18 protein-coding genes and 1 pseudogene are annotated in these 20,430 nt (G+C 56.3%); 5 read left to right on the top strand and 14 right to left on the bottom strand.

From position 1 onward, the window contains the following. Positions 1-9: 9 nt before the first annotated feature. From QE408_RS06225 to QE408_RS06175, 11 genes are all read right to left on the bottom strand, one after another. On the bottom strand, positions 10-1,437 hold the full coding sequence (locus QE408_RS06225; protein WP_306929425.1) for a mannose-1-phosphate guanylyltransferase/mannose-6-phosphate isomerase: 1,428 nt from the start codon (positions 1,435-1,437) through the stop codon (positions 10-12). Between the two features lie 447 nt (positions 1,438-1,884). Continuing rightward, on the bottom strand, positions 1,885-2,718 hold the full coding sequence (locus QE408_RS06220; RefSeq protein WP_306929423.1) for a metallophosphoesterase: 834 nt from the start codon (positions 2,716-2,718) through the stop codon (positions 1,885-1,887). Continuing rightward, complete coding sequence (locus QE408_RS06215; RefSeq protein ID WP_306929421.1) at positions 2,718-4,130, bottom strand: O-antigen ligase family protein; 1,413 nt, start codon at positions 4,128-4,130, stop codon at positions 2,718-2,720. The genes QE408_RS06220 and QE408_RS06215 overlap by 1 nt, the downstream gene beginning before the upstream one ends. 100 nt (positions 4,131-4,230) lie before the next feature. Beyond that, positions 4,231-5,091, bottom strand: a complete 861-nt coding sequence (locus QE408_RS06210) for a hypothetical protein (protein ID WP_306929419.1) — start codon at positions 5,089-5,091, stop codon at positions 4,231-4,233. Beyond that, positions 5,088-7,412 carry an AAA family ATPase gene (locus tag QE408_RS06205; RefSeq protein ID WP_306929417.1) on the bottom strand — a complete coding sequence of 775 codons (2,325 nt, stop codon included), beginning with the start codon at positions 7,410-7,412 and terminating at the stop codon, positions 5,088-5,090. Before QE408_RS06205 ends, QE408_RS06210 begins: the two co-directional genes overlap by 4 nt. A gap of 201 nt (positions 7,413-7,613) precedes the next feature. Then, positions 7,614-8,297, bottom strand: coding sequence for a hypothetical protein (locus tag QE408_RS06200; protein WP_306929415.1), 684 nt, complete (start codon positions 8,295-8,297; stop codon positions 7,614-7,616). 62 nt (positions 8,298-8,359) lie between these two features. Further along, positions 8,360-9,022 (bottom strand): hypothetical protein, encoded by a 663-nt coding sequence (locus QE408_RS06195; protein WP_306929413.1) that lies wholly within the window; start codon positions 9,020-9,022, stop codon positions 8,360-8,362. A gap of 10 nt (positions 9,023-9,032) precedes the next feature. Continuing rightward, positions 9,033-9,563 (bottom strand): polysaccharide biosynthesis/export family protein, encoded by a 531-nt coding sequence (locus QE408_RS06190; protein WP_306929412.1) that lies wholly within the window; start codon positions 9,561-9,563, stop codon positions 9,033-9,035. Positions 9,564-9,656: 93 nt separating this feature from the next. Further along, positions 9,657-10,976 carry a UDP-glucose dehydrogenase family protein gene (locus tag QE408_RS06185; RefSeq protein WP_306929411.1) on the bottom strand — a complete coding sequence of 440 codons (1,320 nt, stop codon included), beginning with the start codon at positions 10,974-10,976 and terminating at the stop codon, positions 9,657-9,659. Between the two features lie 112 nt (positions 10,977-11,088). Beyond that, on the bottom strand, positions 11,089-11,625 hold the full coding sequence (locus tag QE408_RS06180; protein WP_306929409.1) for a transcription termination/antitermination NusG family protein: 537 nt from the start codon (positions 11,623-11,625) through the stop codon (positions 11,089-11,091). Continuing rightward, positions 11,609-13,075 carry an exopolysaccharide biosynthesis polyprenyl glycosylphosphotransferase gene (locus QE408_RS06175; RefSeq protein ID WP_306929407.1) on the bottom strand — a complete coding sequence of 489 codons (1,467 nt, stop codon included), beginning with the start codon at positions 13,073-13,075 and terminating at the stop codon, positions 11,609-11,611. Before QE408_RS06175 ends, QE408_RS06180 begins: the two co-directional genes overlap by 17 nt. 431 nt (positions 13,076-13,506) lie before the next feature. Here QE408_RS06175 and QE408_RS06170 point away from each other — a divergent pair, with 431 nt between their 5' ends. Together QE408_RS06170 and QE408_RS06165 are read left to right on the top strand one after the other, a co-directional pair. Further along, positions 13,507-14,085 carry a recombinase family protein gene (locus QE408_RS06170; protein WP_306930229.1) on the top strand — a complete coding sequence of 193 codons (579 nt, stop codon included), beginning with the start codon at positions 13,507-13,509 and terminating at the stop codon, positions 14,083-14,085. Between the two features lie 321 nt (positions 14,086-14,406). Then, positions 14,407-15,063 carry a recombinase family protein gene (locus QE408_RS06165; RefSeq protein WP_306929405.1) on the top strand — a complete coding sequence of 219 codons (657 nt, stop codon included), beginning with the start codon at positions 14,407-14,409 and terminating at the stop codon, positions 15,061-15,063. Here the strand turns inward: QE408_RS06165 and QE408_RS06160 are convergent. After that, the gene (locus QE408_RS06160; protein ID WP_306929404.1) at positions 14,975-15,295 is read right to left on the bottom strand and encodes a DUF3363 domain-containing protein; all 321 of its coding nucleotides are present in this window, start codon (positions 15,293-15,295) and stop codon (positions 14,975-14,977) included. The two genes, QE408_RS06165 and QE408_RS06160, sit on opposite strands and share 89 nt — an antisense overlap. Positions 15,296-15,365: 70 nt before the next feature. Between QE408_RS06160 and QE408_RS23075 the strand changes: the two are divergent. Then, a pseudogene (locus QE408_RS23075) lies at positions 15,366-15,584 on the top strand (IS6 family transposase); the annotation flags it as partial. Continuing rightward, positions 15,550-15,897, top strand: coding sequence for a transposase (locus QE408_RS22955; RefSeq protein WP_444876269.1), 348 nt, complete (start codon positions 15,550-15,552; stop codon positions 15,895-15,897). The pseudogene QE408_RS23075 and the gene QE408_RS22955, both read left to right, overlap by 35 nt. 34 nt (positions 15,898-15,931) lie before the next feature. Here QE408_RS22955 and QE408_RS06150 read toward each other — a convergent pair whose 3' ends face one another. Next, the gene (locus QE408_RS06150) at positions 15,932-18,025 is read right to left on the bottom strand and encodes a TonB-dependent receptor (RefSeq protein ID WP_306929403.1); all 2,094 of its coding nucleotides are present in this window, start codon (positions 18,023-18,025) and stop codon (positions 15,932-15,934) included. Positions 18,026-18,292: 267 nt separating this feature from the next. On the opposite strand from QE408_RS06150, the gene QE408_RS06145 reads away from it, so the two are divergent. Further along, positions 18,293-19,069, top strand: coding sequence for an IclR family transcriptional regulator (locus QE408_RS06145; protein WP_306930228.1), 777 nt, complete (start codon positions 18,293-18,295; stop codon positions 19,067-19,069). A 1-nt stretch (position 19,070) separates the two neighbouring features. Here QE408_RS06145 and QE408_RS06140 read toward each other — a convergent pair whose 3' ends face one another. Continuing rightward, positions 19,071-20,372 carry an NtaA/DmoA family FMN-dependent monooxygenase gene (locus QE408_RS06140; RefSeq protein WP_306929400.1) on the bottom strand — a complete coding sequence of 434 codons (1,302 nt, stop codon included), beginning with the start codon at positions 20,370-20,372 and terminating at the stop codon, positions 19,071-19,073. Positions 20,373-20,430: the final 58 nt, after the last annotated feature.

The raw sequence follows: 20,430 nt of genomic DNA, 5'->3' as shown, positions 1-20,430 counted from the left end.
GCGCCCCGATCAGGTCCTGCCGAATTCATCGACAAGACGGACAATGTCGTCCTCGCCCAGATAAGACCCAGTCTGGATCTCGATCATTTCCAACAGAATTTTACCCGGATTGCCAAGCCGGTGCACAGCTCCCTGCGGGATGTAGATGGACTGGTTCTCGTGCAAGATGGTGACCTGATCGCCGATGGTGACCTCCGCCGTTCCCTTCACGCAGATCCAGTGCTCCGCCCGATGATGGTGCTTTTGCAAGGACAACTTCTTGGCGGGATGAACGAACAAGCGCTTCACCTGGAAGCGATCACCGTTAAGGATCGACGTATACCCACCCCAGGGACGCAGCGATGTTGGATGTGTTTCGGTCAGGCTTGCCGTTTTCCGGTCGGCGGCCAGTAACTTCACCAGATTGCCCACATCCTGCGCATTGTCCAGACGCCCCACCAAAACCGCATCCTCCGAGGCGATCACGGCCACGCCATCCATGCCCTGCACGGCCATATGGGCATTGCGGGAAATTACCAGCGAGTTTGTGGTGTTGCGTACAGTGACATTGCCCTGCACCACGTTACCGTCGCCGTCCACTTCTCCGATTTTCCAGACCGCATCCCAACTTCCCAGATCCGACCATTGGATGGAGGACGGGACAACGGCGGCATTGGCGGTCTTTTCCATCACCGCGTAGTCGATCGAAATCGAAGGTGCTTGCGCAAATGCATCGCGATCGAGCCGAATAAAATCAGCGTCCAGCGTTGCCTCCGCAACCGCACGATCCACAGCCGTCACAACGTCAGGCGAATAAAGCTCCAATTCAGCGATAATTGCGGCTGCCGAAAACAGGAACATGCCTGAGTTCCAGTAATAATTGCCGGTATCGATCAGCGCCTGGGCGGTCTCGGCATTCGGTTTCTCCACAAACCGACCAACCGCATAGGCGCCCTTCTCCAACTGACCGCCCAGTTCGATATAGCCATAGCCTGTTGCCGGCTCTAACGGCGTGATGCCGAAGGTCACCAGCTCTCCCTTCGCGGCCGCCCTCAAAGCGGCAGAGGTGGCGGCTTGGTAATTGTCATCCATCGTGATCGCATGGTCCGACGGCAGCACAAACAGCATGGTGTCTTCACCAAACCTATCCACGACAATACGTGCTGCCGCGGCCAAGGCGGGCGCGGTGTTGCGCGCCACAGGTTCCAGAACGATACCAGACAGCGCCATATCCTTGGCGCGCGCCTGCTCGGCGACCAGAAACCGGAAGTCTTCATTGGTCACCACCAAGGGTGCCTCATAGACAGTTTTGTCGGCTACGCGCGAGAGAGTGGACTGAAAAAGTGTCTCGTCGCCAATCAATGTCAAAAACTGCTTGGCTGCCGTGGCACGTGACAACGGCCACAACCGCGTGCCTTTGCCCCCTGCCATGATCACAGGGACAATCTTACCTGTCATATTCCATCCTTTGGATTGAAGCTCTGCGTGCCCGTAGGCGCTACGGAACAGCTTCTGTTTGAGACGAAGCGGGCGCAGGCGGTGCCTCGTCAGATAGGCGGTTGGGCATCGACTTCGTCTGACTTCGTTTCACTGAACAAAGCACACAGTAAATAACCAACGGGACATAGGCTGCCTGCAAGCCAATCGAGGAGAGCGCCGTTCTCAAGACCGTGATTTTGATCAAGCCGGAAGCAAGGCAGGGCATACCGCAGAGACCAGTCGCAATGCTAACATCGCAAAAAACGCGTGGGGGGCGTACTTGACGCTGTCGCGATCTCTTCGATTCATAACCTGACGTTTCTCAGCCTTATACCCGGGTGATGCCCGTCGGGCCTGTGATCGGGTAACAATACCGGCTTAGGGAGCCACCGTGTCGCCCAGCGATAAAGAAGCAGTGCGATGCTCTCAGTTCTCTGTGCCGCATCTGATTTTTCCGGGCACAGTTTGGCAAGTTTCATTCCGGGGTTCTAAAATAAACTGCCTGTCCTCTTCCAAAACCAGGCAGGTGAGATTCCCGGTAATATAGGCGCCCGTATCGACATTGATCCGGTTCGACCTGAAAACCGGGCTAGTGACCGGCGTGTGCCCATGCACGATCATGAAATCATGCGGCAGGACACAGTCGAGAAAGGGTTGCCGGATCGACATAAGATCCACCGCTGATTGGTTTTCAAGCGCGATTCCTGGTCGGATGCCTGCGTGAACAAAGGCATAATCACCGATCGTTACGTAGAGGCGGAGTCTTTCGAGAAAGCTTTTATGTTCGGCGGGAATTTGCTTCACGGCCAGAGCCATCACGGTATGAACGTTATCACGGTCGATATTGACGGGAACAGTAATACCATAAGCATGGAGTGTTTCGCGGCCTCCCGCAGCCAGCCACCGCAGTGCGATGTCCATATCGTTCAGCGCACGCAGCATGCTGTCATCATGATTGCCACGCAGCGTCACCACACGCCGCGTCATCTGCCGTTCGATCAACTGATCAATGACCTCGCGGGACTGCAAACCGCGGTCAACATAGTCACCTAGAAGCACCGTGACATTACGCTTGAAGGGGTGTGCGGCCTCATTGGCATCGATTTTGGCAAAGGTTTGCGCAAGCAGGTCCGCGCGACCATGGATATCGCCGATCACGTACACCCGCACACCATCGGGAACTCTTGCAACGGCGCGCGCGATTGTTACCTCTTCCCGCTCAGGCAGGAGCTTCACGAAGAAATCAACCAACTTTCGCATCAGGATTGATCTGCCGCCGACCTGCGCTGCACTGCCGTATCCGCGAGCGGATCGAACGATGGTCTTTCTCCCAGTGAGATCGTCACGCAGCCAGCAAGAAGGGCTGCAAGAAGGAGCGCGTTTCCGGGGATTTGCAGGGGGAAATCTACGAGTGAATGCAAGGCGACAACGAGAAGGCTTGTCAGGCCAATGACCGGCGCGAAGCGGTAGCGGGACCGCTCAAGCAAGCCTGTCACAAGCGCCCATCCGAGCGCTGTCAGCGCGACCCCTAAAACGACGACGAAAACGATGCCCAGCCCAAGCGCTCCCTCAAGGTAGGAGTTATGGGCAGCATCCCAGACTCCCTCGATACCGGAACATTGCGGTGAGCGATAGGCGGGGAACACATCCGGGAAACTGCCGAAACCGGAGCCAAGCGGCCAATTGTCTCGCACCGCCTGCGCCGTCGATGAAAATGTGCACAGCCGTGCCTGATCGACCGATTGAGCCCCCATGCGGTAGATAGCTTCTTGTGCAACAACCACTGTCGCTGTCGACATCAAACTGACGATGAGCGCCAAACGCCACCCTCGAGCAATTGATCTCGGGGCGGAACGGCGACGGCGCCTCTTCCCTCCATTGAAGAGCCACACGAGACAGATCAGCCCGATGAAGACCGACGCCGTTGCACCACGCGACTGGGTGGCCGCGAGCGCCAATACGTCCATGAGCAGACCAACTATCATATAAAACGTAGCTTTTTCCACATTGGTCAGGCGACCGGGGTTCAAGACCTTGCTGGCAAGGGCCCTGAGGCTACTACTCTGCAAGTAGAAACCCAGCAAACCGGCATTGATAACAATACCGATGCCAAAATAGGTGCCTGCGGAATTCCTGTTGATGTAAAAGCCGGTGAGACTGCCGATATAGGCGGTTTTCGTCTCAAACCCGACCGTCATAGGGGCAAGCAGGAACTGGCAAAGACTGATCGCTGCCACCGCCGCTACGAGATACGACAATATCGACAGGAGCAGAAAGGCCTCGCCTCGACGGTTGAAGAGATGAAGCGCCACGACAAAAGTCAGGAGCGGTGACCATACGATGATATCAGCCTTGGTCTGCTCCGGTGTCACGGACATGGCTCCCTCGACCGGTCCGACAAACGACCTGATATAACTCCAGGCGGGATGCTCCCACGGGTTGTCGAAGAACCGTAACGATTGCCCATATTGGGTCAAAGCGAGAACGACGAGGCAGACAAGCGCCACCCCCGCAATGAAGGACACACGCGGATATGGAAACGGACGCCAGCACATGATCGCCGCGCTCACCCCGACCACCATGGTAATAACGGCCAGCGGTTCGAAATCCACCGCACCGAATGTCAGCATCGGGAAGACAAGGACGAGAAAAAAGACGGCACGCATTCCCATGAAAAACGGCTGCTGCCATGCCCCCGCTCTCCTCATCGCATTTGCCTGATACTTCGTCCCTGCCGGATGACTGTCTGGATCTTTGAGAATTCCGTAAACCCTATTTTGCACAGGCGACGACGAGTTCCGCCGGACGCTTCAGATCAAGCTCCGCCCCCGGTGGACCGTTCAAAGCCGGCGGTCGACAGTTCAAAGGCACAGGATAGGAAACCCCGAGCGCATCAATGATCTTCAAGATACGTACCTGGCGATCGAGACGTTGCCGGTCAATCACGGTTCGCATCAACTGTCGTGATCGTTCTCCAGCCTCACTATAGAGCGAGGCGATCTCGCGAGGTTCGCCCAGCCTGATGACGCGCTCAATGTCAAGTCCGTGCTGTGGCGGCAGGGTGATCCTCCCTGTATCCACCAAAGTTCCCACCAGTCGCAAGCGAGGAATCATGATCCATTTTTCCGCTGGGGCGTAAAAATACGAAAGATCTAGCAAGCGAGTGAGGCTCGCCATGTCACCGCCTTGCTGCACCAGAATTTGGGCAAGAAGCATCCATGCGTTGCCATCGGTCGGCGTGCATTGAAGCCGATGTTTCACAGCCCGATTTGCAGCGGCAAGAAGGCTCTGGATGTCCCTATCCCTGGCTTCCGACCAAATTGCCTGATCGAGCGCGCCCAGCCGGACTGCCAATACACCACGCGACACCTCGTCCAGACAGCTGCTTTCTGCGGCTTTCATCGCTTTCGAGTCTGCCACCTCTGTCAGAACCTTGGGGTCTATCCAACTGCTGGCATCGAATACCCCTGCCCGCTCGGTAACCGACTGACGACTGAGTGCTGCGAGTTCAGCTGCGCGACCGAGACGGCGAACATCACTGGTCGGCAAGATATCCAGCAGCACGTTGCCGGCCGTCAGAAAGAGAAGGCTGCTGGCCCCGATCGCCAGGACCAAATAGAGAAAGCGTCTCACAAGCGCGTTTTCTTGCCACCCGCCCTCTCCTTACCGGTTCCGCTATCCGTGTAATAGTACGCATACTTTCCGTAATAGTATCCGCGTGATTCACCGTAATTGTATTTCCTCATCCGTGCGCTGATGACACTGTTGAAGATCAGGCCAACGGTTTTTTCGTAGATATCCCTGTTTTCTTCCAGCACTCGCCGAACGACACGGCGCGGCGTGGTGCCCCATTCGACCACGAAGACGAAGGCATTGAAGAAGCGGCTGATCCCGCGGACATCGATGACGGGTCCCAGTGGCGGCAGATCAACGATCACATAATCAAAATTGGCAGCGGCTTCCTCGAGCAATTTCTCCATCTCATTTGAGGCAAGGAGAACCTGACTGTCGAGAATCCGTTTCTTCGTGACGCTTGGCAAGAACAGGAGGCCGCTTTCCGGCTCCCGCAACAAAAGTTCCTCCAGTGGCCGTTCTCTCCGAAGTACCTCGATCAACCCGGCCGTAACATGGGGGGCCATGCGTCGCGTCATTCCGGGATTACGAAAGTCCGCATCGATAAGGAGAACACGAGCGCCCTGCAAAGCAATGAGACTTGCAAGGTTCTTCGCCGTTGTTGTCTTACCTTCGCCGGGCATCACAGAGACGATGCCAATGACCTTCCGCCCTGCATTGATCTGAAGATCGACCTCGACCTTCGCTGACCGCAACGTTTCGGCAAAGCCCGACAGAGGCATTTCAAGCACGTGCCGCATGATAGGCTCACGTATAAGCACATGGCGGGCATCAGGGCTCTCTGCCTGTTCGGGCTCATTTTTTTTGCTAGGCAGTTTCTCAAGCATGCCAATGAAATGAAGTCCGGTGACCTCCCGCACCTGATCGGGCGTACGGAAGCCTTGATCATTATACTCCCGCCATGCTGCCAGACTACCGCCAAGCATCAGACCCACCAAGCCCGACCAGACCATCACAAACGGTATATTGGGCCAGCTTGGCTTGCTGGGCAGGGTGGCGCTGGTGATGGTGCGCGCCTCTGTCGTCGGAAACGATTGCTGCTGAAGTGCATCCTGATAGCGCTGCAAGAATGTCGTATACAGGTTTTGGTAGCTGTCCGATTCCCGGATCAATTGACGCAATTGCACCATGACCTCGTTGGACGACGTCTGCTCCCCCGCGAGGGTATTCATTGAATCGTTCAGCGTTTTCTCGCGCGTCCGTGCGACCTCAAGGTCTGAAGTATAGGTCATCGCGATACGCTTTAACTCTACGAAGATTAGCCGCTGGTACTCATCCATATCCTTATGAAGACTGACCACTTGGTAGTGCGTTGGGCCGAGTTTACTGGTCAGCTCCTGCGCCGTCTTGGCTGCCTTGAGATATTTGGTGCGCAGATCATTGATAACAGCGCTGCCCAATTGATCCGTGACGGCGACATCGGTTCTACCCGATTGAATAATATCCGTAATCTGCTTCAGGCGGGCTTCGGCATTCGCTGTTTGATCATGCGCAGCAGACAGTTGCGAGGTCAGTTCAGTAACCTGTTGGTCACCGATAAACTTGCCATCACCTGAAGACACCAGCCCGTGCTTCGCCTTGAACTGCTGGATCGCCATATCGGCCTGAATTGAACTTGACTTGAGTTCGGTCAGGCGATCCCGAAGCCAGCCACTGGCGCGCTTGACCTGCTCATAGCGGGCATTCAATTGATCCGTGAAGTAGGCATCCGCGTAGGCGTTGGCGATATCGACGGATAACTTGGGATTGGGCGATGTATAGCTGACGGTCAGAATATAGGTTCGCGCAACACGCTTGACCTCAAGATTGCTCTCAAGCTTTGCGATGATGGCCTCCCGGACAGCCTGCCGCCTTTCCTCCTCGTTGACCGACGGCGAGACAAACCATGACCCGAAGTTGACGATATGCGAAATTGTGCTTCTGACGGCGGACAACAAACCACCGCCATTCAAAAACAACTCGTTCTGATCAAGCTGCAACTCTTGGCTCACCAACGCTGCGACGTTATCCGATTTGATAACCTCGACCTGGCTGTCAATGGCAGCCGTATCTAGCGTCGCGTCGGCCAGGCTTGCCGTCAGGTCCGAAAGGTTCTTGTGGCTATCGATAATAATCTCATTCGTAGCCGTGTAACGAGGCACCGCTGAAACGCAATAGACCGCGCCGAGCAAGAGGACTGAACATGTCGCGATAACAACGACCATCTTTTGTCGACGTAAAGCAGCTATGAGCCCGACGACGTCAATTGTTGTTTGTACTCCTGTTGGATTCTCTTTAGGCGGAATAGTTTCAAGGCGATTGTCTACTGCGCGATCGGACATGCCGGATCCTTGTGAAAGCACTCTCATGTCTGTCAAATAGCGATTAAGCGAGACACACACTCGACTGCTTTGTTTTCATTGATTTTTCAGGATTCAGTTTCAGGCGGTCCCTGACAAACTCTCGAATCCGATATCTATCGAAGGGATGCTTCTTGTACCGTATCAGCGGGGCTCAACGGCTCCCAACTTGACAGGAGATACTCAGCATGTTCGCCGGGGACTAACCGATGTCGAGCAGGTAATGGTCGAGCCCGAAAAACTGTACGTATCGGCGGTGTTGGTATGACTTGAGCTGCCGCTCGCACTTGTTGTCGCGCCGACTGAAGGAGCACCTCTGCTTCCGTTCACGACGCCACCAACTCCCCCTCCGACACCAACTCCCCCTCCGACACCAGCACCAACATCTGCGCCACTGGCAGACAGCATCAGTGTTTGGGTCGTCGCCATGTTGTAGCCAATCAGCACGTCACTCAAGCCGGAGCTGGCAATCCTGCGCGCAATGTCGTCACCGCACAGCTTGTCAATCGCCATGATTGCCGTGGCCGCCTGCCCCAAGCCTGATCCGATGGCGGCTGCTTGCGTCGAATTTGCCGAGCGTGCAATCTCGAGGAGCGCATCAACTGCGGCTGACGGGTCCGTCTCCGTCAGCGCCTTGACTTCACCGCTCAATTGCAGCCCACCGACCGGATTGCTCTTCAGCAGCGCTTCCGGATTGGACTTAAAATCCGAAAGTTGCTGGCCAGGGAGCTTGTCCGGCAGATTATATGATCCGCCGCAGGCCCCGCCACTTACCGCCGTGGAAGCATTCTGTGCAACGGCAGGGAAAGAGAATGCCTGCGTAAGGACTGATGCAGATATTCCCAACAACAGCAAAAGACGTTTCATGTCCAAGATCTCCATGAGCTGACAATGGGGGCAAGTTATGGAACTCACTTCTCTGTTAGAGTTCATTGGCTGAGATACCGGCCCGCATTTCTGGTTGTAGCGACGTCTGCGGCCGTCGAGGCTGCCGCGCCGACAATGCCGGTGATGAGTGTGAGGAACTTGAACAATTCGACCTGGTCGGCGTTTGTGACGTAAAGCACGTCACGATCATGTACGAAGAATTTCTTGGCCACGAAGAATGAAGAGGGATCGCGGAAATTGGCGCGATAGATTGTCGGCACCTCCAGAACGTCTGGAGCAAATGCCGAGAGATTCACCTTCATCTTTTCGAGGTTTGCGCGATGCTCCAGTCGATACAGCAGCACTTGGCCGGGATCGGCTTGAGAATCGAGAAGTCCCCCGGCCTTGCCCACGGCATCCGAGAGCAATACATGCTCCTGCTCGAACTTGAACTGTCCGCTGTTACCCGAAGCCCCGAAGGCGGTAAATGACCGTTGCTCCTGATAGACATAGAGCGTGTCGTCTGGCGCTACATAGATATTTTCTTTCGAGTCATCCACCAAGTTCAAGAAATAGATCGTTGCCTTGGTGCCGCGCCGCTGCAGAGTCACAAACGTCTCATAACCTGCATTGGTAATACCCCCGGCGCGCGACAGAATATCGAGCACGCGATCTCCGCCGGAATTGATATTGAGCTTGCCGGGCGACCCAACCTGACCGATCACGGTTACCTCGTTAGAGGCTTGACTCGTAACGGAGATAACCACTTGAGGCTCGATGGCCCCGTGACGACAGCCTCTTGACGATATCTGCCTGGATCACACCCAGCGTGCGACCTTTTGCAAGAACCGCGCCAGCATAAGGGATGGAAATATAGCCTTTTTGATCTACGGTTTGCGAGGGAAGTGTCACATAGTTGCCGGGCCGAGAACCCGCGTCATTGGGAACAAACAATCCACCCGACTGCGATTCAAATATGGTGATGGACACGGTATCTCCGACGCCAACCATCAGTTCTGGCGGGCCACTCCGTCCCTTGCCAAAACTTCGTAAAAAAGAGCCCGGACCGGGATCTCCCAAAACAGCAAGAACCTGTTGAGTAAGGTCAACCGATACGTATTTGAACGCACTCGTAGCAGTTTCCCTTAAGGATGCCGTGGCTTTGGACGCGACGTCACGCGCGCCCGGGCCGCTGCCTGGAAGCGACGAGCAACTCGAAACGCCAACGAGCGATAAGACCGAATAACAAAACTGTCTTCGCTTCATGCGAAAGCTCCTATCATTAAGTTGCCCGGGAGCGGCAAGCCGGGGAGAGGGTCCGTGCCGTTGAGGTGGGTCGCAGAGCTGGATGAGAAAGGGTCAATTGCCCGGAGAGACCGGTCGCCCGATGGAATGGTATGAAAAGCCGTGTCTGGTGACTTCTTCCGGCGTGTAAACATTGCGCAAATCAATGAAGACCGGCTCGGACACCAGCAGGCGAAGCCGCGACCAGTCGAGTGCTCGAAACTGATCCCATTCAGTCACCAGTGAAATTCCGCAGGCACCTTCCGCAGCCTCATAGGCATTGTCGCAAAACACTACGTTGGGCAGCATTGCGCGCGCTGACTTGACACCTTCGGGATCATAAGCGCGTACCGTAGCACCCGCCTCTTCAAGCGCCTTGATAATCGACAGAGACGGCGCCTCGCGCATGTCATCAGTGTTTGGCTTGAAGGTTAACCCAAGAATTGCAATGGTTTTACCCCGCACGTCACCGTCACAGGCCAGAATGATCTTGCGCGCCATCGCCCGTTTACGTTCATCGTTAACGGTGACGGTCGTCTCGATCAGGCGAACGGGGCTACCATGGTCCTGCGCTGTCTTCACCAGTGCCAGCGTGTCCTTCGGAAAGCAGGACCCACCGTAACCAGCGCCAGCATGAAGGAACTTTGAACCTATACGTCCATCAGCGCCTATCCCCCGCGCCACGTGCTGTACATTCGCGCCGACCCGCTCGCAGAGATCGGCGATCTCGTTGATGAAAGTGATCTTCATGGCCAAAAATGCGTTGGAGGCATATTTGATCAGTTCTGCGGTCCGTCTGTCCGTGAATATTATCGGAGACTTATTGAGGAAGAGGGGCCGGTAGATTTCCGTAAGGACGGCTTGGGCCCGCTCGTCTTGCGTCCCGACCACAATGCGATCAGGCCGCTTGAAATCGGTGATTGCCGCACCTTCACGTAAAAATTCAGGATTGGATGCGACGACCACATCGGCGGCCGGGTTTTCCGAGCGGATGATGCGCTCGACCTCGTCACCGGTACCTACGGGAACTGTCGATTTCGTTACCACGACTGTGAACCGCTTTACGGATCGAGCTATGTCCCTGGCCGCCCCGTAGACATAGGAGAGATCCGCATGCCCGTCACCGTGGCGCGATGGTGTGCCTACAGCGATAAACACCGCATCTGCACCGTCCAGAGCATCGGAGAGATTATTGCTGAATGAGAGCCGCCCAGCACGCCTGTTATTGGCAACAAGTTCCTCAAGACCGGGCTCGTAGATTGGAACTCTTCCCGCCAGGAGAGCTTCAATCTTGGACACATCACTTTCCACACAAACAACGTCATGGCCAAAGTCGGCGAAACAGACTCCGGAGACCAAACCGACATAGCCTGCACCAATTACCACTATCTTCAACGTTTCTCTTCCTTCGGAATGATATTCCAGGCGGTTTCCACGCTACCGCCATCCGGGTGAAGCCATGCTCCAACCGGGTTATTTCCCAAACAAATCCCACAGCTGCGGGACCCTATGCTTTGATTTCAATCCACTCGCGGGCAACAGTGGTCCGCACCTGGCTATTCATGAGATCAAGGAGAAGTTCGACACGCCCCCGACCATCCAGGTTTTGCAAAACCCCCAGCGTTCCCGTTAAGGGGCCCTGCCTCACTCGCACTGTCACGCCAGGGAGCAATTCAGCATCGGGGGAGAACAGACCGTCTGGACCGGTCGCTGCTTGCAGGTTTTCGATCACCTTGGTTGGAACGCGTTGAGGACCATCAAGCCCCATGACCAACTGATCGACACCGTAAGTCCCGTTGACACTTCGCCATCTGTCACGGGACAGATCCATCAGAAGGAACCCATACCGCGGGAACAACCATTCCTTTTGGGTAATATACCGACGGGCATGCCGCTTCGTGACTATGACCTTTGGCAGGAAATGAACGAAACCCTGCTTAGTGAGATTGGCCTCAGCCGACCCCTCCCCGCGCGCCACAGAGCGAAATACGTACCAGCCTCTTCCGGCGGCCGGCCGCACATTGACATCAATAGGCGTTGTCATCGCGGAAGACCTTTAAAGCGGTGAGGAAAATAATCTTCGCGTCTAGCCAGATCGACCAATGGTTGATGTACCAGAGGTCGTGTTCGATACGAGACCGCATGAGTTCGGACGTCTCTGTTGCGCCTCGCAGGCCATTCACCTGAGCCCAGCCGGTGATTCCTGGTTTCACATGATGACGGAACGCATAGTGCTCGATGAAACGGTCGTAGTAATCGTCATGAGCCATCGCATGCGGCCTTGGTCCGACGAGCGACATCTCGCCGTTCAGGACGTTGAACAGCTGCGGTAACTCATCGATGCTTGTGCGTCGCAGAAAGTGCCCAACACGTGTGATGCGTGGGTCTTGGCGCTGCGCCTGCGGAATATCGGCGCCATTTTCGGTAACTGTCATGCTTCGGAATTTCAGGATTTTGAATGGCACCCCGCCGAAACCGCGTCTGTCCTGGCGAAAGAGGATCGGGGAACCTGTTTCGAGCCATATGGCCAAAATAGCCAGAAGCATCACCGGGCTAAGAAGAACGATCAACGCAGCCGCAGCGACAACGTCTAACGCACGCTTGGCCCACCGCGCACTCAATCCCAAAGGGGCAGACTGCAGCTCGAAGCCGACATTATTCCCTAAGGTGATGCGACGATGCTGGCTCAGTCCAACAAACGCTGGATCTGCCAGGAGAACGACCGGCGCTGGCAACGGCCCGATTTCCCGCAGAAGGGCTGAGATCCGGCTGGCGTCCTGCCACGACGCTGCCAGCAGGATCTGATCGCAGCACCCTTTCGCCACCGACCGCTGAAGGATGGCCCGAACGTCACGGCATTGCTCGGGGAATTCAGGAGACGATACAGGAATGAAATGTCGCTCGACGACTTCGATCCCAGGCGGAGGTACCCAGACAACGTCGAACTGGGTCGGGTGCGCCTGTAAGGTTACCATATGGACCCGAGCAAACGCGATGGAGCGCTTTTTAAGGCGCACCGCTATGAACCGTGACGCGAGCCCATTGACAGCCGTAATTGCAACCAGGCCTGCCAGAGCAAAAAAGATCGAACCAACTTGAGAGTATTGACCGCTGCTCTTAACCGCCAAACTCACCAGAGCAAGGAGGAGAACGGCACCGAGCCATGCTATCGCTGACTTCAAATAGCCAACGGAAACCTTCGCACCCGACTCTGCTGAATAGTTCCCGATGACCACAGAGACGAGAACGTAAAACACCACAGAGGCGATCGAGACTTCGCTAAAATCAGGGCGAAACGGCGGCTCTCGCCATAGAAGCAAATCCGTAAGTCCACCGCACCCGACAATCGCAATGCCGTGGGATAGCATCAAGACATTCGACAGGGCATTCCGTGTGATGCGCCACGTAACGACCGGAAAGGAACCGGACGCCGAGGTCTCACTTGCCGTTTCCGCAGCGAGATTGATGTCCGATATATCCAGGTTGCCGCGCATCAATGCCTGCCCCCAAAACCGGAAGGCGGCAGAATGAAACGCTGACCCGAAACCACTCCCGCGCGGGAGCTCGGCACAAGACGCGCCCCCAACACATCAGTGCACCAAGGCAGACTCGGGACGGAGAAATCCAGCAATTGAGGCGTGGCGCCAGTGTCCGCAGCGCTTGCCTCCGTAGAGACACCCGACAAAATTGGTCGATTCTGACCATATGGCGTCGCATCTACTATTTAACGATTCTTCGGAACCCACGAACTGAAATCATTGAAGAATTTTGACGTGCGTTAATCCGTCGCCGGGGGGCGACAGAAAGGACCCTTTTTGTCAAGGGCCCGGCCGTTCGGATCAGCTGTGTAAAAAAGGGCTTTCAGGACAATAAAACTTCCGCTCGCGCCGCATCGTCCGTCCTGAGCCGGAAAGTGAGTATCAAAATGATCGTGGGATATGCGCGTGTATCGACAGGAGAGCAGAAGATCGACCTTCAAGTACAAGCTCTGGAAAGGATAGGATGTGACCGGGTCTTTACCGATCACGGGCAATCCGGTTCCGATTTCGAACGCGCTGGCCTGGAAGCAGCCTTAAGCGCGCTTTTGCCAGGTGATATGCTTGTGGTCTGGCGGCTCGATCGGCTTGGACGCTCACTCGTCGGGTTGGTCGGACTTTTGGAGCAACTCGGAAAACGTCACGTCCATTTCCGGTCGCTCAGCGAAAATATCGACACCGCCTCTTCAGGCGGCAAGCTGATGTTTCATATGATGGCAGCCCTTGCCGAGTTCGAGCGCTCGCTCATCAGCGAACGGACACGGGCCGGGATGGCAGCTGCAAAGGTCAGGGGTGCGCGGCTTGGCCGCCCGAGAGCACTGACAATGGATCAGGTGCTTGGAGCTCAGCACGCAATCGAACGGCTGAAACGGCGCCCTTCACAGGTCGCAAAGGAGTTGAATGTCTGCCGACGAACGCTTAGCCGGCATCTGGATAAGCTGACAGTCAGCTCACTTGCGGAATTGTGACAGTTCATTGCTGTGTAGCTGGACGGAACAATGGTTCTCGCTACGCAGCAACCACGAATAGCCGTGGCCTGCGATTGTTTCGTAACAAAACATTTACAAGTGCCAAGTGATAACAATGACTATTAAATTTTCAACTCAAAGCTCCAACCAATATCAATGACCTTGAGGAATTGTGACCACAGAACGGCATCTGAATACCTACCCTCGCTTCTTATAGCAATGTTGAAAAGAGAGTGCGGATAGGAACAACCATGCTGTTACGGTGGGCAAGCAGAGGGAGCTTTTGCCCTCTAGCTACATATGATGACGGACAGATAACTTATGATAATAGGGTATGCGCGCGTTTCGACGGAGGAACAAAGACTTGATCTCCAACTTAGCGCGCTTCGAGGCGCCGGGTGCAATCGCATTTACGAGGATCAGGGTCGATCAGGCTACAGTTTTGCTAGAGAGGGGCTGGAAGCCGCTCTTGAGAGTCTAACGCCAGGCGGGACACTTGTGGTCTGGCGTCTGGATCGCCTCGGTCGCTCATTATCCGGACTTGTGCAGCTGATTGATCAACTTGGAAGGCGACAAGTCCATTTCCGTTCAGTGATGGAGAACATTGACACCACCTCACCGGGCGGTCGTTTAATGTTCCATATGATGGCCGCACTTGCTGAATTCGAGCGTGCAATCATAGCGGAGAGAACGCGGGCGGGCTTGGCGGAAGCAAGGGCAAGGGGAAGCGTCATAGGACGACCAAAGGCCATGGATGAGGATGGCGTTCGCGATGCCTGTTACGCTTTGCATTTTGAGGGCCGTGGTATGCGAGAGGTTGCCGGACAGTCCGGCGTATCGATCCGCACGCTCCAGCGCTATATGAAACAAGCCTATCTTGGCTCAAAGCCTAATACCCCACCTTCAACCCCGCACCAGGAAGATCAAGACACCCCGGAAAGATACCGGACACCTCCCGTCCGAGCCGCCGATCGATGACCGGGTGCCAGGGAACCAGCGTGGACTCTTGGGATGTTTTCGCGATGGCAAATTTGCTGCCCGCGTGCTTGTCCGCTCTGCTGCAGGTGCCGCTGACGGTCTGGCAGCGGCGGCGGCCCGGAAGGGCCGCGCTTTTTTCACCGCAAGTGGCATCGTAAAATGAGGGGAACTCGGAGCATGTTAGGTGATGAAGGGGCACGACAAACCGCGTTCCCCTCCACCTCCGCGACATTTTCCCGCCGAGTTTGCTGAATTCTCGCAGTCGATGTATTTAATATTATATTCAACTTTTGAATGCGCCTGCGACACGAGGATTAACTGTCTCGCACCAGACGTTCCGTCTTTGAGCAGAGAAATTCGGCCGGCTCTTTGCCAGCGTGATCCGTCACCGCTCAGCCGGTCGGCTGGGTGTCAAATGGCACCCTAAGAAGCCGTCGTTTCGATCCGCCGCAAAGCACTGGCTCTGGCGCGCGGTCGATCAGGACGGTGTCATGCTGGAGGGCGGAGTGCAAAGTCGCCGCTGGCCAAGCTGCCAATACACCTATCGCCGAAAAGCTGCCGAGCAAACTCCAGCCAGGCGAAACGATCCTTGCTGACAGAACATATGACACCGACGCAATTCTCGACTTTGCCAAGCGACGAGAATGCTGGGCGAATATCTCTGAAAGTCCAATCGAGGGCAAACAATCAGCGTCAGCCGGAGTATCCCGCCAGCGCAATCTCGTGGAACGGTTCTTCAACCGCATCAAGCAGATACGCAGCCTCACGACGCGATACGACCAGCACGGGGATAATTACCTCGCCGCCCTCAAGCTCGTCGCGACGAGGATATGAATTGCATCAGCTCGTGAGCCCGTGCCCCAAGCGCTCAGAACGTGCCGCGCACACCGACGCCGAACATGCGCGGTTCGGTCATGCTGGCCTCGATGCCGACATTGCCGCTGCGATTTTCCTTCAGTAGCGTTGGGGCGCGCTCATCGAAGATGTTCTTGACGTAGCCGTAGACCTCGAGTTCGTCCCGAAGCTTGTAGCTCGCCCGCACATCCGCGATCGTATAGGGATCGATGGCATAAATGGCCTTGTTGTCCGTATCGGAATAATAACCGTCAACATGGCGAACCTGGCCTGAAACGGTAAACTTATCCGTCACATCCCAGCTGGCGCCGATGGTGAAGCTGTAACCCGGCGACTTGGCAAATTCCTTTCCGGCATACTGCGCGTTACTGGAAATCTCGTCGATCTTCGTCTTTAAGAGACCCGCACTGGCTTTTAGCGTCAGATTGTCGAGAACCTTATAGTCTGCGCCGAGCTCCAGACCATAGGCGTGAGCCTCTTGCGCATTGACCGTGTAGGATTCGCTCAGGCCGGTTGAACCAACAACCGGAACATTGAACTGCGCGTTCTTCATATCCGTGTAGAACAGGTTGCCGTTTACTGTGAGCGTATCGTCCAAGAGATTGGCACGCGTAAATAGCTCGTAGTTCCAAAGCGTCTCCTTGTCGAAGGTCCGCCAGTTGCTTGTCGTCAGATCGAATGCGACACCGCCGGGATTATAGCCGCGGCTGATCAGGCCGCCCACGGTCCAGTCGTCATTGATGGCATAGGCCAGCGACGCTTTCGGCAAGATGTCCGAAAAGGTTTCGTCGTAATTGACAGAGCTGTTGCCGGTGGTAAGCGCTCTATAGCCCGAACGCTCGATCTGGTCGCGCTGATAGCGGAGGCCGCCCGTCAGGGTCCATTGATCGGTCAAGCGATAGCTGAGTTCGCTGAAGAGGCCAAGATTATCCTTGGTATCATTGAAGCGCGACGTTCCTGCGAGATAAAGAACTTCCTCGGCTTCGGTATGCGCGTAAAACAGTCCAACGACACCGCTCAGGACATCCTCCTGATCGCCGAATGTCACCCGGCTTTCATGCGAGGCGTTGGTCAGGTCGATATCGGCATCCCCTCTGTTGGGCAGACCTACCCTGCGGTGGACGGTGGAAGAGGAGAGCTGCGTCTGGTTGAATAGTTTCGCGCCGTTTTCGAAATCGTAATTGATATCGAGAATGCCGACATTGGTGTACTGGCGGAAGTTCGGCATCGTTGTGGTAACGTGCTGGAGGTCTTCGAAAGGCCGCGATGCCGCCTCCTGGCCGGGACGGTTGGAGGCGTTGTAGGAGTAGGTCAGCTTTGTCGACAGGCCGGGCACTTCCGGCGGCTCCCACAGAAGCTTGAAACGCCCGTTGAACTCCTTGAAATCCTGATCGGTGCCTTCATGGGCAAAGTTGGAATTGATGTAGTCGATGAACGTATCACGGCCGGAGTAATCGATCGCCATGCGCGCGGCCAGCTGATCCTCGATCAACGGGCCGGAAGAAGCGAAGGACGCGCGCTTCTGGTGGTAATTGCCAATCTCGGCCTGATAGGAAGTTTCCGGCGTGAAAGTCGGATCCTTCGTATTGACCACGATGGCGCCAGCAATGGCGTTTGCCCCTTGAGAGGTGGTCTGCGGACCACGGAACACCTCGATGCTTTCCAGATCCCAGATCGAAGTCGCACCGTAGATGAATTCATTATAGCCGAGATAGTGGCCATCCACATTGATGGTGGCACGCGGCACGGTACCGGTGAAGAAGGCGATCGAGCCAGTATTCGGTCCCTGCGTATCCTGTCCCCGGATGATCGGCGCGCTGACATTGTCCGTATAAATGACGTTCGGAATATCCTTGATCGCTTCGGACACGGTGGGATCGCCGGTCTTGTCCTTCTCTATCTCTTTGGCGGTTACGACAGAAACGGACGAGGCAGTGTTTTTCATGTCTCGGGAGACTTTTTCACCCGTGATGACGATCGGCTTCAACACGGTAGCACCCGCCGGTTCCGCACGCTGATCCTGACCGAAAACCGGCGTCACAAACACCGTCGCCAGCGTCAGAGCGCTGACCCCACTCATCAAACGACCGCAAGAGCTGAACCCCATCACAAACCCCTAACAAACATGAGTATTAAAGTCATCTTCACGTAACGGAAGCGTGATGCATTTCGCAATAAGGAATGCGTTCCGTATAGTGGACAACCAAAGTTCCATACGTAGATGTGTTATATTTACAACAGCGCTCTAAGACCGCCTCTCGCAGCCATCACGGTTCCGCCAGGGAAGCCATTGAAAGGGCTGCGAGATCCATTCCGATTTCCGTCGAGATGCGATAGGGATGGTCGATCAAGGGAGGAAAGGTCTTTGAATTCCATGGATGACGAAGCGGAAGAGCTGCCGGAGAACGAAGGCGAAAAGCGCTCGGCGCTTATCCAATCCGTCTCGATCGCGGCGCGGTTTCTCAACCTTCTCGCCCAATCCGATAGAGCGCTTGCGCTTGGCGAGCTGGCCAAACGCGCAGGCACCGGACGTTCCACCGCCCATCGTTACATGCAGACGCTGGTACGAGAAAAACTCGTGACGCAGGATCCCGCCAGCGGCTGTTACGATCTTGGTCCGGCAGCGCTCGGGATTGGCATCAGCGCACTCCGGCGGATCAATCCTGTCGAGACTGCGGGTCGTGAAATGAACGCGCTTGCCGCCAGGATCGGCGCCAGTTGCGGCGTGGCAATCTGGACAGAGCGCGGCCCGACCTTGGTTCGATGGGCACGCAGCGCCAGCTTCTCGCTCAGCACCGTGGCGTTGGGCGATATCCTGCCGCTGGATAACAGCGCCTGCGGACTCGTTTTCCAGGCCCACCTTCCGGCGGAAAGAGTGGCCGCCGTGCGCAAGCTGCAACCAGCCGCCTTTCGCGGCACTCGCCCCGACGCCGCGGCTCTACAATCCATTCGCAAAGCAGGCGGCGCGGAACTTAACGAACACCTGTTTTCAGCCCTGACGGGCAAAGCAGCGCCTGTCTTCGATGCACAAGGCGAGGTCTGCTGTGTCGTCACCATCGTTTCCTTCGTCGCCACGGCCGAGAGCGAACAGCATTTTCCCCTGCTGATCGAAGCGGCCAGACGGGCGAGCGCCGAATCCGGAGGCGCATAGGCTATTCGGCCAAATGCTCCGCGAAGGTACTGCCGGAATAGGCAGAGCGAAAAAGCCCGACGCCCGCGAGAGCGGGCAGCAACTGTTCCAGCACCAGCCGCATCGAGGCGACGGAACCACCCGGCACCGCGACGAATCCGTCTATCGCGCCGGCATGCGTCCAATGACGGATCGTTGCAACGGCGTCATCGACCGTACCGATGATCTGCCAGTGCCCCGACCCCATAACTTCCGGACGCCGCAGCAGATCTTGGACGGTCAGCGCTTCGCGCTCTATCAGCCGCCGTAACAGGTTTGCATGCGTGCGACTTCTCGGTGCTTCCAGCGGTGGCGGCAGGTCGGAAGCGGTAAGAACCCGCGTCAGCGGCCAATCAGACAGGTCAAGGCCTGTCATGTCCCGGATTGAAGTAAAGATGCGCGCGCGGTTGGCGCGGGCATGGGTCTCGGCGAAAAGCTCCATCGCCTCACTGGCGGTGTCGGCAAGATAAAGGCTGAGACCGGGCATCAGCTTCACCCCATCCGGGTTGCGGCCGTGCTCCTGAGCCCGTCGGCGCAAATCGGCCCTCAGTTCGATGGCCGCCTGCATATCGGGCGTGGAGGCAAACACGGCATCGGCGACCAATGACGCGAAATCGCGACCTTCCGGTGAGGCTCCTGCCTGAACCAAGGGAATGCGGCTGGCATGAGCAGGCAGGTTGAGCGGGCCCTTGACGCTGAAATGCCTGCCCTCATGGGACACCGGATGAACCAGAGCGGGATCGGCAAAACGCCCGCTGTCCCGATCGAGCATCAGCGCCTCGTGCGGGAAGCTCGCCCAGAGCGCTTTCACCACTTCGGTGAATTCGGCGGCACGCTCATAGCGTTCCTGAGGTGAGGGCATCTGCTTGAGGCCAAAATTTTCGTGACCGTCCAGGGCGGTGACGATGTTCCATCCCGCCCTGCCATTGCTCAGCCAGTTTAGCGACTGGAGTTGCCGGGCAACGACGTAAGGCGGCAGAAAGGTGGTCGAGACGGTGGACAACAGCCCGACATGGCTGGTCTCGCGAGCAATCGCCGCAAGAAGAAGGGTGGGATCGAGGCTGGCAAATCCACCGCCGCTTTCCAGACCCTCCATGCGCAGGAACAACGTATCCGGACGGAAGACGAAATCCACATGCGCCGCTTCCGCACGCTTGGCCAGATCGACGAAATAATCGCTGGAAAACAGCCCGTCGATTCCACTATCCGCCCGGCGCCATGCCTCGCCGCTGAGCCATGTTGGCGCTAGCGACATGCCGACATGGAGCTTGGCTGCGGCTGACATAATGTACCTCGATTGACGCAGACGGAACAGAGCCTGCGTGCTGGTTTGGCAAATTTCG

This window comes from Agrobacterium larrymoorei (genome assembly GCF_030819275.1).
Taxonomy (GTDB): domain Bacteria; phylum Pseudomonadota; class Alphaproteobacteria; order Rhizobiales; family Rhizobiaceae; genus Agrobacterium; species Agrobacterium larrymoorei_B.
The sequence above is the reverse complement of the archived record's forward strand: the minus strand, read 5'-3'. Positions and strand labels throughout refer to the sequence as shown.

Excerpts from the sequence above, each read along its gene's own strand:
- QE408_RS06150 (WP_306929403.1), bottom strand. The coding sequence starts at position 18,025 with ATGGGGTTCAGCTCTTGCGGTCGTTTGATGAGTGGGGTCAGCGCTCTG.
- QE408_RS06145 (WP_306930228.1), top strand. The coding sequence starts at position 18,293 with ATGGATGACGAAGCGGAAGAGCTGCCGGAGAACGAAGGCGAAAAGCGC.
- QE408_RS06160 (WP_306929404.1), bottom strand. The coding sequence starts at position 15,295 with ATGTCGCGGAGGTGGAGGGGAACGCGGTTTGTCGTGCCCCTTCATCAC.
- QE408_RS06200 (WP_306929415.1), bottom strand. The coding sequence starts at position 8,297 with ATGAAACGTCTTTTGCTGTTGTTGGGAATATCTGCATCAGTCCTTACG.
- QE408_RS06190 (WP_306929412.1), bottom strand. The coding sequence starts at position 9,563 with ATGAAGCGAAGACAGTTTTGTTATTCGGTCTTATCGCTCGTTGGCGTT.
- QE408_RS06225 (WP_306929425.1), bottom strand. The coding sequence starts at position 1,437 with ATGACAGGTAAGATTGTCCCTGTGATCATGGCAGGGGGCAAAGGCACG.
- QE408_RS06140 (WP_306929400.1), bottom strand. The coding sequence starts at position 20,372 with ATGTCAGCCGCAGCCAAGCTCCATGTCGGCATGTCGCTAGCGCCAACA.
- QE408_RS06220 (WP_306929423.1), bottom strand. The coding sequence starts at position 2,718 with ATGCGAAAGTTGGTTGATTTCTTCGTGAAGCTCCTGCCTGAGCGGGAA.
- QE408_RS06175 (WP_306929407.1), bottom strand. The coding sequence starts at position 13,075 with ATGCGCGGCAACCTGGATATATCGGACATCAATCTCGCTGCGGAAACG.
- QE408_RS06205 (WP_306929417.1), bottom strand. The coding sequence starts at position 7,412 with ATGTCCGATCGCGCAGTAGACAATCGCCTTGAAACTATTCCGCCTAAA.
- QE408_RS06170 (WP_306930229.1), top strand. The coding sequence starts at position 13,507 with ATGATCGTGGGATATGCGCGTGTATCGACAGGAGAGCAGAAGATCGAC.
- QE408_RS06165 (WP_306929405.1), top strand. The coding sequence starts at position 14,407 with ATGATAATAGGGTATGCGCGCGTTTCGACGGAGGAACAAAGACTTGAT.
- QE408_RS06180 (WP_306929409.1), bottom strand. The coding sequence starts at position 11,625 with ATGACAACGCCTATTGATGTCAATGTGCGGCCGGCCGCCGGAAGAGGC.
- QE408_RS06215 (WP_306929421.1), bottom strand. The coding sequence starts at position 4,130 with ATGGGAATGCGTGCCGTCTTTTTTCTCGTCCTTGTCTTCCCGATGCTG.